The organism is Sporocytophaga myxococcoides DSM 11118, from assembly GCF_000426725.1.
GTDB classification, from domain to species: Bacteria; Bacteroidota; Bacteroidia; order Cytophagales; family Cytophagaceae; genus Sporocytophaga; species Sporocytophaga myxococcoides.
This window is the reverse complement of the sequence record NZ_KE384560.1, coordinates 225847-242163: the sequence shown is the minus strand read 5'-3', so window position 1 is coordinate 242163 and position 16317 is coordinate 225847. Positions and strand designations below refer to the sequence as shown.

Genomic DNA, 16317 nt, shown 5'->3' with positions numbered 1-16317 from the left:
ATGCTCTAACATTTGTAAGCTACCGCTTATTGATTGAATTCTTTTTCAACTATTTCTCTTGGTGACTTTTCACCTTTAATTGAGGAGAATAAATGCTTAGCTAGATACTTTGATAAACAAACAAGAGTAAGTGTAGGAGTTACTTTCATATCCTCTGAAAGCAAGGAAGCATCGCAAACATATAGGTTTCTAAATTTTGTTTGAAGCGTAGAGTCCACATGTTCATTGATTCTTATAACCCCACCAGGAGCACTTGCACTGATCCCTCCTTTAAAAATGCTTTTTGCTCCAGCATTCTTTAATATTCTCTTTGCAGCCTCTTCACCCTTTTTAAACTTCTTAATTTCATCATCTGTCAATCTCTTATTAAAGGTCCCATTTTCTTTAAGTTCACCACTCATACTATCATGTAACATCACACCCATGCAGATCGTTTTAGCATGACCATTGAGATTCAACAATTTGAAATTTTGCAACATCAACATCTTGAATAAGGTACTAGACATATTTGTATCTCCCAACTCTGCACCATCCTCAAACTCAGCACCCATACTTCCTACAAAGCTTTCTCTTCCTTTTAATCCAGGCACAATTCCGAACATTAAAAAGCCTGGCTTACAATAAAAGCCTCGATTAACAACATCCTGAATACCACTATCTCTTAAAATTTTGGGGGAAGCTATTGAACCTGCAGCTAGCACAATTTTTGCACCATATGCCTTGAATACGTTGGATTTAATCTTATACTCAACACCAATTGCTTCTTTATTCTCCACAAGTATTTTGGTAACCTTAGCTTGATTTGTTAATGTTGCTCCAGCTCTTACTGCTTCTTCCACAAATACTTTAGCTTTCCATTTTGCATCATAGGAGTATCCAGAAGTACATTTTGACCTATCAAGCATTATAAGATTCTTCTTACAATTATATCCCAACTCTCCCATACTTTGTCTTAATCTTATTGATTGAGGAGTTAATAACTCATCAGGAAAGTCTATAAGAGGTAATTCCCTTTTAACTTCTTCCAACTCATCATAAAGATCAATTCCTAATGACATAAACGTATCTAAAGGAGGCATCTTGCTTACAGCAAAATAAAGTGCTGTAGATCCTCCGGTAGTGATGGCTCTTAGCGCTTTCATATTACTTGCCACAGGAACTTCATTAGCAATCGGAGCAATACCAGAAAAAGTTTCTTTCAAGACCTGGTTTCCTCCTTGTTCCAGAATTAAAACCTTTTTTCCCTGTTTGGTTAATTCTTTTGCAAGTGTAGCACCGCAGGTCCCTGACCCAATAATGATTACATCAAATGAGTTTTGTTTAGTTGCATTATTCATGACAGCTTCTCCTTATTTTTATTTTTTCTTTTGTTAATCTCTTTAGAAATTTCCTCAACGGCTCCTTTATCTATTATAGTAAAATGGTTTGATTTTACTTCGCATATGTTAATCGGCTTTTGCAGCAACACATTCCAGCCATAATCATCTGGCATTCCTTTATCCATGTAACCTTCGGTAGCCCTGAATAACAATACATCAATATCTTGAGATAATTTAGAGGGTTTATAAGCTCGGCAACAATTTTCACTCGCCATAAACATGATAAAAGTATTATCAAAAGTTGTAAGGAATTGCTCTTTAACCAAGTCAACTCCATTACGTTTTAAAAGATGATAGACATATTCTCCTCTTGTGCTTTCCGAAACTTGACGCAATTCTTCAACATTAATATCTAAAGTTCTTCCTAAAGAGCTTGTCAGGTTTGCACATACATTAACAAGGCATTCAAAAGGATCAATTAATTCACTAGACAACTGCAATGGACAAGGTGTATCAAGTAATATCAAAGACTCAATTTTTTCACCTTTCTCTAATAATATTTTTGTCATTTCATATGCAACAACACCACCATTAGAATAACCAAGTAAAGTATATGGGCCTTTGGGTTGTACACTTTGCAAGACGGAAATATTTAGACTGGCAATTTCCTCGATACTTTTTGAAGGAGATTTTTTACCATCAAGGCCCACGGCTTGAAAACCATAAAAGGGTTGTTTATCTCCGAGGGCTTTACTCAGTTGTAAGAGTGATAGTACATTTCCATCCGATCCGGGCGAAGCAAAGATTGGCTTATTATTTCCCTTAGTCTGTATAGGAACAAGGATTTCCGGGATAGCTATCTTCTTTTCCTTGGTAATCTTTATTTCATTTAGAACTGCTGTATTTGAATCTACATCTGAAAAATTATTTTCTTCCCCATTGAATGAAGTTGATATTGTATCCGTTTCTTTTTCTTCGGTATATGTTGGCTCTATGCCTCCTGCTACAACTATGTTAATGATCTTTTCCGGATAAGCTCCTATTAAAAATTTAGAGAACTTTGGAATATCACTATATTCAAAAAATACACTTGGAGATAAACTTTCCTGTAGAAGGTGACTGGTTTTCTCAATCAAAGAAATTAAAGCAAGAGAACCCAAACCTAATTCAATAAAGGTTTGGTCGGTAGCAATTTTTTCAGCTGGCACTTTAAGCTGTTGTCCGATTTCCTGCTTTAAAAATAATTCTACTATTTCCGTTACTCCTTGTGGTTTGTTGTTTCCAGTCCCTTCACTGGACAGGGGCACCACAAATTCATTACTATCAACTGATTCAAAAATCTCTTTATCTATCTGATTCGAAGTGGTGTTAGAATTAGTATTAGTTAGATCAAAGGTTTTGGAACGAGAAGTTTTAGCTCCGTTTATCCAGTACCTTTCTCTTGCAAATGGATATGTAGGAAGGCTTATACGTTTAGGTTTTTCATCCTCATAGAGCTTCTCCCAATCCAAGATCTGGCCCTTGACCCAAATGTCAAGAAGCTTAGCTACCTTATTATTAGCAAGCCAATGATCAATCAGTACAGGCATCTCTTCATCAAATAAAGCTAAAACAAATTTATTATCTTTAGCATGTCCCTGATAAGTCTCCTCAATGTGTTGCTTATCTGCAATATAATCCTGAAGTTTTTCAGCTAATTGATCTACAGAACCTACAACAAATCCTAAACGTTCTTCCATTGGTTCCCTACCTATTTGTAGAGTATATGCAAAATCTTTAAGATTTATTGTTTCTTTCTTTCGCTCTATAAAATCTAAGAGATCACTTGCAATTTGCTTTAGCTGCTTTTTATTCTTTGCTGAAAGTGGAATTATGAATTTTCTATTAGGGTCGATAACACTTTCATGTTTAACAAATCCTTCAGAAGGAACATATTCTTCAAGGACAATATGTGCATTAACACCACCAAAGCCGAATGAACTGATACCTGCTCTTAATGGAATATCATTTCCATACTCATCCTTCAAGTGTTTCCAATCCTGAGTTTTTGGAACGATATAAAATGGACTTCCCTCTAATTTAATGTGAGGATTCATTTCATTAAAATGAATATTTCCAGGTATCTTCTTATACTTCATACCTAAAAGCACTTTAAAGACTCCTGCAATTCCTGCTGCAGTCTCAAGGTGGCCAATATTTGTCTTTATAGTACCTATCCCGCAATAAGCTTCCTGAGGCAGGGCTTCATTGCTGCGTTTATACAATTCAGTAAACGCTTTCTTTAAACCATTTACTTCAACAGAATCACCTAACAGTGTTCCTGTTCCATGTACTTCTACATAGCTGATGGTTTTAGGATCAATCTGAGCTTTATCATAAACACTAGCAATCAGGTCTGCCTGAGCATTTGGGTTTGGTGCAGTAAGAGAAGCTGCATGGCCACCATGATTCACTCCAATACTTTTAATAATCCCATAGACATGATTGCCATCTCGGATTGCATCATCCAATTTTTTCAGGAATATGGCTCCAGAACCTTCTCCTCGTACATAACCATCTGCCATTTTATCAAAGGTCTTACATCTGCCTGAATTAGAAAGTACACCTGTGCTGCCTAATGAAACATATAAGGAAGGATTTATCAACGCATTAACTCCACCCACAATTGCCATTTCACAACTTCCATTTGCAATTGCATCCACTGCACGTTGAATCGCAACTAAGGAGCTGGAACATGCGGTATCTACTGGTTCACTAGGCCCATGCAAATCCAGCAAATAAGAAATTCTGTTTGGCAGAATACTGTGTGCGACCCCCGTAGCTGTATAGCCAATAACTTCCAATTCACTTTCTTTTACTACATCTGCATAATCCATTGACCCCACCCCCACAAAAACTCCAGTTTTAGTTCCGGCTAATTCAGAAGGACGATGACCCGCATCTTCAATTGTTTTCCAGACTGTTTCTAAAAAGATCCTTTGCTGGGGATCCATATACTTAGCCTCGGTTGTGGAAATACCGAAAAAGGCAGGATCAAACTTATCAACCTCTTTCATAAAGCCACCCCATTTTGAACTGGTTTCATTTTTTCCATTTGGAGAATTGACTTGAAATGCTTTCCAATCCCAACGATCAGAAGGTATTTCAGTAATCAAATCTCTTTCAGCAACTATATTATCCCAAAATTCGGTTAAGTCAGCAGACTGAGGCATCACACCACTCATACCCACTATAGCAATGGATGAATCAGAATCATACATTTTTGAAAAGCCTGATCTTCTTGCAAATCTATTTTGAGATTTTGATATTTCTTTTTTAATCGTTGGAGATATAGTTGAATTTGGATCTGCTTTTATATGAGATACCGCCTTTTTCAAATCTTCAACGTAATACTCACTTAGCTGATGCTTATAAGTTTCACTCAGGAATTGACTTAAAGCATTAAAAGTAGGGTATTCATAGAAGACAGCGGGACTTAAGTCTATTGAATATTGCTGGCTAATTTCACGGAAAAATTTCATCAAACTGATTGAGTCAAAACCATATTGACTCATATCAACATCATATGAAAATTGTTCCTTCTTTATTCCAGAGATCTTTATCACTAATTGTAACAGATCCCTTTTGACAATAGTAAGCAACTCTTTATCCTTCACCACTACATCTTCTATAATAACTTCCTTAGTGGTTTCTGACTTAACCTTTCCTTTATCTTCATTTACATCTTCACCTTGAACGCCTACAGATTTTCTTATTTTTTGCAAGTTTCCCTCAAGTACAAGAACCTGGCTACAATCATTTGCCAATGCTCTTTCAAATGTATCCAGCCCCGTTTCAATTCCCATTACCTTAATTCCCTTAGCCTTTTCGAGGAAAGCCTCTTTCTGCTCATCAATCTGCATTGCTCCATCTTTCCATAAAGGCCAGTTGAAGGTAATCGTTTTGCCCAATCGCTTTTGAGTCTTAACCAACTGATTTCGATAATTAACAAAATTATCCATGAAGCTATTTGCATAACCATAATCACTTTGACCAGCATTACCACCTACTGCTGTGATAGAAGAAAATAGTGCAAAGAAGTCAAGGCTTTCATCTTTTGTAGCTTCATCCAGATGACAAGTACCATAAACTTTAGAGGCATATACCGCCTCCATATCTTCCGAAGTTTTGTTGAGAATTAAAGAATCTCTTAAAACACCAGCGCAATGAATGATTCCATTAATTTCTCCGTAGTGAGATTTGACATCCTTTACCAATCGCTCAACAGATGCATATTCAGCAATGTCTGTTGCAAAGTATACAACTTCAGAGCCCAGAGATTCCAGTTCCATTATCTTCTCTTTCTGTTCTGATCGAAGAGCAGAACGGCCTGTCAGTACTAAGCGAGCTTTTGTTTGCTCAGCGATATATTTCGCGAAAATTAATCCAAGCGCTCCTAATCCTCCTGTAATAATATAAACACCTCTATCTTTCAAACTCTTTTCCTTTGAAGGATCAAGAACAAACTCTTCAACTTTCTTCACAAGTCGTTTCCCTTCCTGATAGCGAATTTCGATACTTGATTCGTCTTTCAATTCAGGTAAAATAAAATCTAAAACATCTACTGAGTGTAGTTCTTTGGATAAATTTTGTTTTCCTATTTCAATGGTTTTATATATATAATTAGGGTTCTCAACATGCAGACATTTTGCAAACCCGCTAATAGCCTCATGATGCGGTTGCAGATCAGTCTGACTACATGGATAAAAATACAGTAGTTTTGTTTTTTGTTGCCTGCTCTGTTCTTTTAGTACTTGCATTAAAGCTTGACTTAGGAACAGAAGAGAAAATACCCCTTTCTTCAAGCTGTTTTTTAAACTTCCCTTTTCAGAAACAAAGTCTTTTTCAGCCCACAGGTAAACAATATTTTCTGGTAATACATCCTTCTTTGCCAGAGAATAAAACAATCTCTGATAATCATTTGGATCCTCAGGATTTATCTCATAAGCTTTATTGTCCAATTCTTTATATGAAGAACCTATTTTAACCTGATTGATATGAGAACCATTTGGAATAAGGTTCTTAAATCGCTGCTCCATTGCATCACGAATCTCATCAGATTGGTCAAATACCAGAATATGTCCCAAAGATCGTTCTGCATTTATAAATGGAATTGATAACTCTTTCCACACGTTATGCAAGAACATTTTCTCTACAAGAGTCCCACTTCTCACTTCTAAAGGCTTAGTTGATAAATTCTTTATTCTTACCAAAACTTTTCCATCTTTATTTAAAAGATAAAGGTTCATTTTGGGAATACTTTGAACGTTCTCAGAACTATCAACTGACCAGGTAGCATATCCATAAGCCACATCAATTAAAGGATGTAAAAACTGCACTTCGCTGGCTGACAATGGAACACCAATTGGTATTTGCTTTTGACTTTTCTTTATGAAACCTGCAATAGCAGACTGAAGAGCTCCATCAAGTACAATTGAATTTAGATTAGCTTGAGATAGCTGCTTCTCACCCAACTCAATAATGGCAAGTGACTCAGATTGGTTTGCATATACTCTTTCAACCATTTGAAAACTTTTCCCTAACTTCAGGCCAGAGCTGCTTAAAAAAGAATAAAGCTCCTTTCCTTTCAGAATCTCTTCTGGACAACGCTCTTGAATTTCAGCAATATCCAAAACTTGTGAATCAGATATATTACCTGAATAAGAGAGTTTACCTTTGCAATGAATAATCGGCTCTTCATTGCCAATATTAGCCAATACAAACTCAACATCATTATGTTTAGGAATCAGCGATACTGTCACTTCTCTTCCATCCTTATCGTCCTTACTAATAGTAAGTGAATTTTCCCAAACTATATTCCTGATAAACTTAACTGGTGTTTCACCTGATAGCTCACCTGCAACTTTCGCCATTTCTAAACAAGCAACCCATGGCAAGATTTTTTGAGCATTTGCAATGTAGTCTTCAAAATAAAATTCTTTACCAGTGAATTTCGTGGAGAATTTCTGCTCTCTTAAAGTGGAGACATTACTATGTACTAAGGAATGCAGGATTGCTGTTTTAGCTGAATCATGATGACCGTGATCTTCCTCAGAAATTTTACCTTGAGGGATCGATAGCCAATATTGTTCTCTTGCAAAAGGATAAGTTGGCAAACCAACTCTCTTGCTATTTCCTTTTCTATCTAACAAGTTCCAGTCAATTTCAGCTCCAGAAACCCAAAGCTCAGCCAACTTAATAAGATCCTGTTTCTCTACTGCGGTTTGAATAGAATTTTCATTAATAATTCCACCTGTTCCAACCTTCTTTCCATTGGTGCTATCATGGAATATACCATCTACACCCTTTGTACCTTGAAGAAAATTCCTGAATTTATCTTTTAAACTTTCAAAATTTGAAACAACCAACGCCAACCTTTCGGACATTGCATCTCTTCCCACCTGCAAGGTATAAGCAAAGTCTGCAAGATTTACTTCCTGCTTCTCGACATACTCTAGCATTGTCTTAACATATGCTTTAAGCCTATCATCATTTTTTGCAGAAAGAACAATCAATTGCAACGTGTCATTCTGATTCGATGATTGATGATTGGATGGTATATATTCTTCTAATACAATATGTCCATTCACGCCTCCGAATCCAAAAGAACTAACACCAGCCCTGCGAGGAAGGAGAACGCCGCCTTCGCACTTTATAGCCTCCCAAGGCATGGCTTTATTTACTATATAAAAAGGACTATCTTTAAGATTAATGTAAGGGTTGATTTCCTCAAGGTGGAGTGAGGCAGGAATTTGTTTATGCTGTATTGCTAATACTACCTTTAGTACCCCTGCAATTCCAGCCGCAATTTCCAAGTGGCCGATATTACTTTTCACTGTTCCTAAACCACAGTGCGGCTTTTCGACAGGGCCTTTTTGATATTTTCTATATAATTCTGAAAATGCTTTCTTCAAACCTTGAATTTCAATTGGATCACCCAGGCTTGTCCCTGTGCCGTGACATTCAATGTATCCAACAGTCATTGGATCAATATGCGCTTTCTCATAAGCCTCGACCAGTAATTCTGCTTGCGCATTGGGATTAGGTGCAGTAAGAGTTGTTACACGTCCACCATGATTTTCCACAGTTGACTTAATAACAGCATATATATGATCTCCGTCAGCCTGAGCCATTGCTAAAGGTTTAAGGAAAATAGCTCCGGAGCCTTCTCCCCTCACATATCCATCAGCACGCTTATCAAAGGTCTTACATTTTCCATCTCTACTTAGCATTCCTGCGCTTGCCAAAGACATATGTGCAGCTGGAGTTAACATTGTCTGGATACCTCCTGCAATTGCCATATCACAGCTCCCCGTATGAATTGCTTCAACTGCGCGATGTATAGCAATTAAGCTGCTTGAACAAGCCGTATCCAATGAGATACTCGGGCCACGGAGATTGAGTAGGAAGGAAATTCTATTAACCAGAATAGATAAGGTGTTTCCAGTTGCGGAATATCCATCAAGTTCGATATCAGAAGTAATAAACAGATCTAAATAATCTCTATAGGACGCACCAACAAACAAGCCGGTTCTTGTACCTGATAATTCTGAAACCTTGTGACCAGAATGTTCAATGGTTTTCCAGACAGTCTCCAAAAAGATCCTTTGCTGAGGATCCATCATTTCAGCTTCCTTAGGTGAAATTCCAAAGAAAAGAGGATCAAACTTATCAACCTCTTTCATAAAGCCTCCCCATTTGGAGTAAGTTTTATGACTTTCTTTAAAAGGATCCCCATCATATTCTTCCCAATTCCAACGATCTCTCGGTATTACAGTAACCATATCCTGACCTTCTAACAAATTCTGCCAGAATTCCTCCATATCATCAGATTGAGGCATGACACCGCTCATTCCCACAATGGCGATAGGCATGTCAACAAAACGACGTGTTGGAGAAAATGTATTGCTGTTTGAAAGGCTCTCAAGAGAATGGTCAACCTTAGAAAGGTTTCGTCCTGAATCAGATTTGGATAAAGTCTCAGTCATCTGGCTATCCGTTGATGCCAATGCTGGCTGTATTGATCTGTTAACTGCAACGATCGGTGTATTTGAGACCTGATAAACTCTCAACACTTCATTTCTGCATTCACTGCACAGGTACCTTGTAATCTCATTGATCGATGGATATTCAAAGAAAAGTACCGGAGTGATTTCAAGTTGATACTTTTCATTTATTGTATTGGCAAATGCAGTCATACCAATCGAATCAAATCCTAAATCAGATAAAATTTGATCCAGACCAATATCTTCCGCATCAAGCTTAAGAAATCCCATCACCATTTGCGACAATTCTTTCAAAACGAGAGAAGAGATTTCCTCATCATTCATTCGCGGACCTTCCGATACGGATGAAGATTGTTCAGATACTCCACCTAAAGGCTGTACTGAAGATTCTTTCTTTCTTAACCCCCATGCAAGCTCTATTTTTTCTTGAACCCCATCTAAAGCCGCAACATGAGACTTATTCATTGAAAGCCCTTTCACAAATGCATCTATTCCGACTTCTTTGCTCAATGGCTTTATCCCTAAATTCTTTTTAAAGAAAATCTCCGTTTGCTCATCAATCTTCATTCCACCATCAGCCCATAGGGACCAATTGTAGCTCAATGATCTTCCACTTCTTTCTCCAGCTATCTCAAGCGATTTTCGTCTGATAGCATAGGTATCCATGAAATGATTGGCAAAAGAATAGTCACACTGTCCTGCGTTCCCTCCAATAGCAGCAAGAGAAGAGAACATGACAAAGAAATCCAGCTTTTCATTTTTAGTTTCTTCATCCAGAAATAATGTTCCAAATATTTTTGGAGCAAAAACAGCTTCCATCTCCTCATGCTTTTTATTCCTGATGAAGGAATCTCTCAAAACACCTGCAGCGTGAATTATTCCATTAATCTCTCCAAATTGAGATTTGGCAGCTTCAACAAGGCTCTTAACATCTTCTCTCTTTGATATATCTGCTGACACATATAAAACTTCTGCTCCTGACTTTCTTAGTTCATCAATCTTTGATTCGATTTCTGAAGATGGCTTGGATCGTCCTGTAAGTACTAGTTTTGCTTTAAATCGTTTAGCTAAAAACTCTGCGAAAATAAAGCCTAGCCCACCTGCACCTCCTGTGATGATATAAACTCCATTTTCTTTTAATACCGTACTTTGTGAAGATTCAATTTCTTCAATATTGAGCTGTTTAAGTTTTCTCACATAACGATCATCTTCTACATAGCGAACTGTCATCGTCTCTTGAGTCTCTGGATGAAGCTCAGCTAGAACAGCATCTAAAACACTGTTTAAATCGTTCTTCTCTTGTTGGATTTCAAGTGTTTTACAATACAGCTTTGGATTTTCTATCTGAAGCGACCTCGTAAATCCATTGATGGCCTCATTATGAGGTTGAGGAACATCTTTAGCTCCCAGATAAACATAAAGAAGCTGGATCTTTTCTTTAGGCTTTTGTTCAATAAGAGATTGACAGAGATAAAGGAAGGAATAAACACCTTTCTCTAATGATTCATTTATATAGTTTTCTTTGTATTGGCTTGTTTTATCTAAACTTTCCTCACAGTAGAATGAAGCCATTGGCCAGGCAAAACAAATTTTTCCAACGGACTGATTATTTTGAGTTATAGATTTGAAAAGCTGAGTGTAATCCTGCGGATTTCGTGGATTAATTCTATATGTAAAGTTTTCTAACTCTTGATAGGAATCACCGGGTTGCACCAATATGACATGCCTAGAATCTGCTTTATTTAAACGATCATGATAAAGATTACGAAGTGTTTCATCAAAATCAAAAATCAAAATAGAATCTAACTTGTTATGCGATATCTTTTCTTTATCAAAAGAGGATCTTTCCCAATCGTGTGAATAGTAAAGTTTTGAGAATTCCTCTTCAATAATAGTCTGAGGTGTTTGAGGTAGAGCTAATTGAGAGTTCACACTCTGCGATAGGACAGGTAAAGCAGTAATTTTGGACTTCCCAATCCAATGACGCTTGTCAGCAAAAGGGTATGTTGGTAAAGATATTCTTCTTCCCGTCTTTGAGCCTTGAAAACCTTGCCAATCATTTAATAATCCATCAACCCATATTTGTGCGAGTTTTTGAGGATCCTGGCTTTGAGAAAGCAAGTTTATAAATTCATCCTTCTCTTTACGATTTAACAACTTGGTTATTCCTTCTGCATTTTGTTTTTGACCAAGAACGATACCTTCACCTTTTTTTCCTTCAACAAACAAATTTAGTTTCCCAACTAATTCTTCTATAGTTCCAGCAATAATAGCCAAACGATAATCAAATGATTTCCTTCCTATTTGTAAAGTGTAAGAAATATCATTCAATCTTAATTGAAGAGAGACTTGAGTGAGGTTATGCTGAATATAATTTCTTAATCTAACTGCCATTTCGCGCAGCTGATCCTCATTTCTGGCAGAAAGAGGAAAGATTAATATGCTTGGCTCAGAAGTCGATTCATCTTTGTCCTGAACCAAAGGTTCATACTTTTCTACAATGACATGTGCATTCGCCCCTCCTGCGCCAAAAGAGCTTACCCCTGCTCTAAGAGGGAAAGATACCCCATCCACTTCTTTTGTCTTCCAAGCTTCTACAGTTTGTTCGACATAAAAAGGAGAATTTTTAAAATCTATAAATTCATTTAATTGCGAAGAATGTAAGGACGGAACAAGCTGAGAGTGTTTCATCATTAACAGTACTTTTTGCACACCCACGATACCTGCTGCAGCCTCCAAGTGACCGATATTGGTTTTTATTGAACCAATTGAGCAACTCTCATTCTCTACATGGTAATCTTTAAAAGCATTGGTCAGTCCTGAAATTTCAACGGGGTCTCCCAATTCGGTTCCTGTGCCATGAGCCTCAATGTAACCAATACTACGAGCGTCTATCTTACCTTTTTCCAGAGCTGCTTGTATTAGCTTAGTCTGCGCATGCGGATTTGGGACAAGGTACCCACTTGTTTTACCGCCATGATTTACAGCTGCACTTTTAATAACTCCGTGTATATTATCACCATCTTTGATAGCTTTATCTAATGGCTTGAGAAGCAGAGCTCCTACTCCTTCGCCAGGAACATAACCATTAGCACCATTTCCAAAAGTACGGCAAACTCCGTCTTTTGACAATGCTCCTACACCTCCTGCCCAATCGATGTCCCATTTGCTTTGATGCAAATCAAGATTTACTCCTCCTACAATAGCGGCTGAACAACTTCCATTATTAATTGCTTCGCAGGCCAGATAAACTGCTGTCAAACTAGAAGAACATGCAGTATCTAATGTTAAGCTTGTACCGGTGAAATTCATCCAGTAGGAAACTCGGTTGGCTATACTCCAGAAGAATGAATTTGGGGTTACATTATTTCCTGCCAGTTTTTCCTCAACACCAATCATCTGGTACATATTCCATACTGCCCCAACGAAGACTCCAATGTTTCTGGATTCATTTCCCTTGGTCAAAGTTTCAGGATAATAGCCAGCATCTTCAATTGCCTCCCATGCGACCTCAAGAAAATGTCTTTCCTGGGGATCCATTATTTCAGCTTCTCTAGGAGAAATATTAAAGAACATAGAATCAAACCTATCTACATCATCAATAAATCCACTTCTGTATTTCTTAGTGAATTCACTATGCATACGCTGATTAAAACGAGCATCCGGAATGGTTTCAATGCAATCTTTTCCCTGCACCAGATTCGTCCACAGCTCATCAAGATTTTTTGATTTAGGATAACGACCTGACATCCCAATAATAGCAATATCTTGAGAATATTGAACCTGTTTACCTGTGGTAAATGTTGTCTCTTTTCCTTTCGGTGCTGAAGTCAAACTATGATCTTTAAGAAACAGTTGGCCTTCATGATCAGAAATTGGAACAGAGGTTTTTGGAACAATTTTACCAGAAGCATTATGATAGCTTTGTAATTTGAACTTAGCATTGATATCACCTATAGATTCCGTGCTACTCCCTTCTAATATAATTTCAGGAATATTTTCCTTCCTTTCAAAAAGTGATATTAGTCTACTAATTATTTCCTCACTTTGTCTTCGCTTTAAACCAACAGGAATTGCAAGACGTACTAGGTTATTAATTGAAGTATTCTTTTGCATTCCTGCATTATGCGCACCTGCCCTAATTCCGGTGTTCAAAAACATCCAGGCAACAAACGAAGCAACAGGATATTTGAAACCCCTGAACTCTGCTACCTGATTAACATCAATTAATACACAATGCCCACCTGCAGGCTGCATTACGGGAACACCATGTTTGTTTAATGCATTCCAGATCAAATTCACAGACTCTATTCTCTCCAGTATGCGGTTCTCTATCTTAGTTAGGTTGTTCAATGAAAGAGCAATAAATTTCTTTTCTATCACATCCAAACCTATTCCTTCTTCCTGAATAAGGTTCTGAATATTATTATAAAGAACAGGATCATTGGTTGCGATCAGCCCTCCCTTACTTACACAAAAGTCTTTGGTTAAGCTTGAGATAAGCGCATCCGCAGTAGAATGAATCTCACGAACAACATCCCAAATATTCTTTCCTGCAAATCCCTTTTCATGCTGAATTATAAATTTGGCATTCTCTACGGTTCTGGTTGCATCCATAACCAAAGGAATTGAATATTTAGAAAGCAATGATTTCAAATCCCACAGGTGTTGCATAGAGACAGGAGCTCCACCTGCTGCATTGTCACTCGTTTCAATTATAACAAACGCAATTGACTTTGGATCATGTTCTATATGCTTTTGAAACGCGTCCCAGTTTAAATTTCCTTTGAATAAATCCTTTGAATCTAAAATAAAGACTTCTGGATGTGGCAATTCCAAAGGCTTAAAACCATTATCGATTTGATTGAAGATTGTAGTTGGAAAAAGTAAGTTCTGCGGAACAATACCTTTTTTAGACCATGATTTAAAGAAAGCGCGTTCCGCGGTGCGACCAGATGTGGTAAATGCAAAATATTTAAAAGGGAAAACACCTTTTATACTTTCATTTAAATCGACTGATTGCTGGAGCTGCGTATATAAATACTGATTTTGATTCTGTATTGCGGGCATTTCCAATTGAGCCCATGAATCTGTTTTTAAATCAAACTCAACTTTATTCTCCGGTATGTTTAATGGATTATATCCATAATCTGATAGAATGATTGATCTCTCCTCACCTTCAATCATCACTCCTTTTTCACCAGCTTCACATGAGACAATATCTGTAACTACAGATGTACTTGAAACCTTCTGCATCTCTTCCTTCTCTGCGGGTAAAGCAACGTGAAGATTAGATTTGTTAAAGGTATGATTCTCCACATCTGAGGTTTGCATTTTTGTAGGATCTGCAATCATCATGATAATATCAGTTACATTATCAGGATTACTATTCTCTTTAGGACGGCAAATAAAAACTGTTCTGTTTTCCGGACGAAACTTATTTTTAAATTGAAGATTTCCTTCATCATTAAAAATCTTTTGCTCTCTCAAATAGTCTAATGTCTTGTCCAAATAAGGGTCTGCATTAGAAGAAGGTTCTAATTTACAACCATATGTACCTCCCAAACTTAACATGTCGCAACCTTCCGCCGCCAGCACTTCTATTATCTTAACAATTGCAAACTCTAGTCCTCCCAAGGGCATAGTTTGAGGATAAAACTCTAAGTCCATTAGATAGCCATTTTCCTCTGATGACAACTTAGAGATAAGGATAACATTTTGCAGGACATCATCAAGGTAAGTAGTGAAAAGCCTGTGCTCACTGCTTAAATTACCAGCAACGATTTCCTCTTTTACAATATGAATGAGAGGGTTGACCATTGTTCTAGGAGCACACCATTGATCAATAATGGCAGCAATAGCAGTATCTGTCTCTTTATTAGTACCGCTCTGGTATTCCTCTGTTCTGCACTTACCTGCATCTTCAAATTTAGATACTTGATATCGTAAGCGCCGCATCTTGCTTCCCTGAAGAGTAAACTCTTTTATATTTACTACCCTTGACAAGACTCCAAAAGGAGTAGAAGAAAAAGCGACACCTCCAACAGCTTCTAATTGATCTGGAGAAAAGATGTTAAGTTCGAAATTATGACTGACACAATATCGATACATTTCCTCTGCAATGGCAGGGAAGTACTCTTTGGGTCCTGTATATGTATAAAGTAAAATTATATTTTTACTTCTGCTATAATTAAAATACCCACGTCTTGCACTACCAATAAAAATATTGGGAGCAATATTTCTTGTTCCTCTGGAAGAAGACCCCTCATTTTTATATCTATCAAATAGGTCTTTAACCAATGTCTTCAATTCAGGATGAGCATAAGCATCTTTTTCCAATATGAGAATTGGACTTACTCTCGAAGATATATTTGTTGGATATGTAACAACAGGCTTTGAAATGCTCTCTGCTGGCTTTAATGAAGGCTTTGTTGAATGAACAAAAGAAACCGCTTGCTTTCCCTTCGCAAATTTTTCAGAAAGTGTTTGCTCATGTTTATTAACAAAATATTGACTTAAATCACTTATGTTGAAATTTTCAAAAAGCAAAGTCTTTGGCAAAGTACCAAATTCTTCTTCCAATTTCTTGATGATTTGTAAGATGCGAAATGAATCAATCCCTAACTCCTGAAATGGGGTTGATGCAACAATATTTCCAATTGATATATTGGCAACCTCAGATATAAGAGACTTAAGATAAGACTCCGTAGATTCTAATAATATTTCTTTATCTAACATTTTACTCTCAAGAATTAATTGTGATTTTATAGCAGGTATTCAGCTTAAATTATGTTATAATCAAGCTAAACATATATGCAGCAAGAGCCTTAAAAATTGTTTTTTATACTTCCAGCCCCGAGGATCATTCCGCTAAAAAAGTAGCAGAATAATAATTTAAAATTATTTCTAATGCAGCTGCAGACAAGGTTATTGTTTTGTTTTTGGGGAAAGCA

The 16317-nt window shown here is 37.1% G+C and carries 2 protein-coding genes; both read right to left on the bottom strand.

Annotation, left to right across the window (positions count from 1 at the left end; genetic code table 11):
* Positions 1–26: 26 nt before the first annotated feature.
* Positions 27–1337: a GMC family oxidoreductase N-terminal domain-containing protein gene (locus tag K350_RS29575; RefSeq protein ID WP_051313366.1), complete on the bottom strand. Its 1311-nt coding sequence runs from the start codon at positions 1335–1337 to the stop codon at positions 27–29.
* Positions 1334–16102, bottom strand: a complete 14769-nt coding sequence (locus K350_RS0119325; RefSeq protein WP_028981298.1) for an SDR family NAD(P)-dependent oxidoreductase — start codon at positions 16100–16102, stop codon at positions 1334–1336. Before K350_RS0119325 ends, K350_RS29575 begins: the two co-directional genes overlap by 4 nt.
* Positions 16103–16317 lie beyond the last annotated feature (215 nt).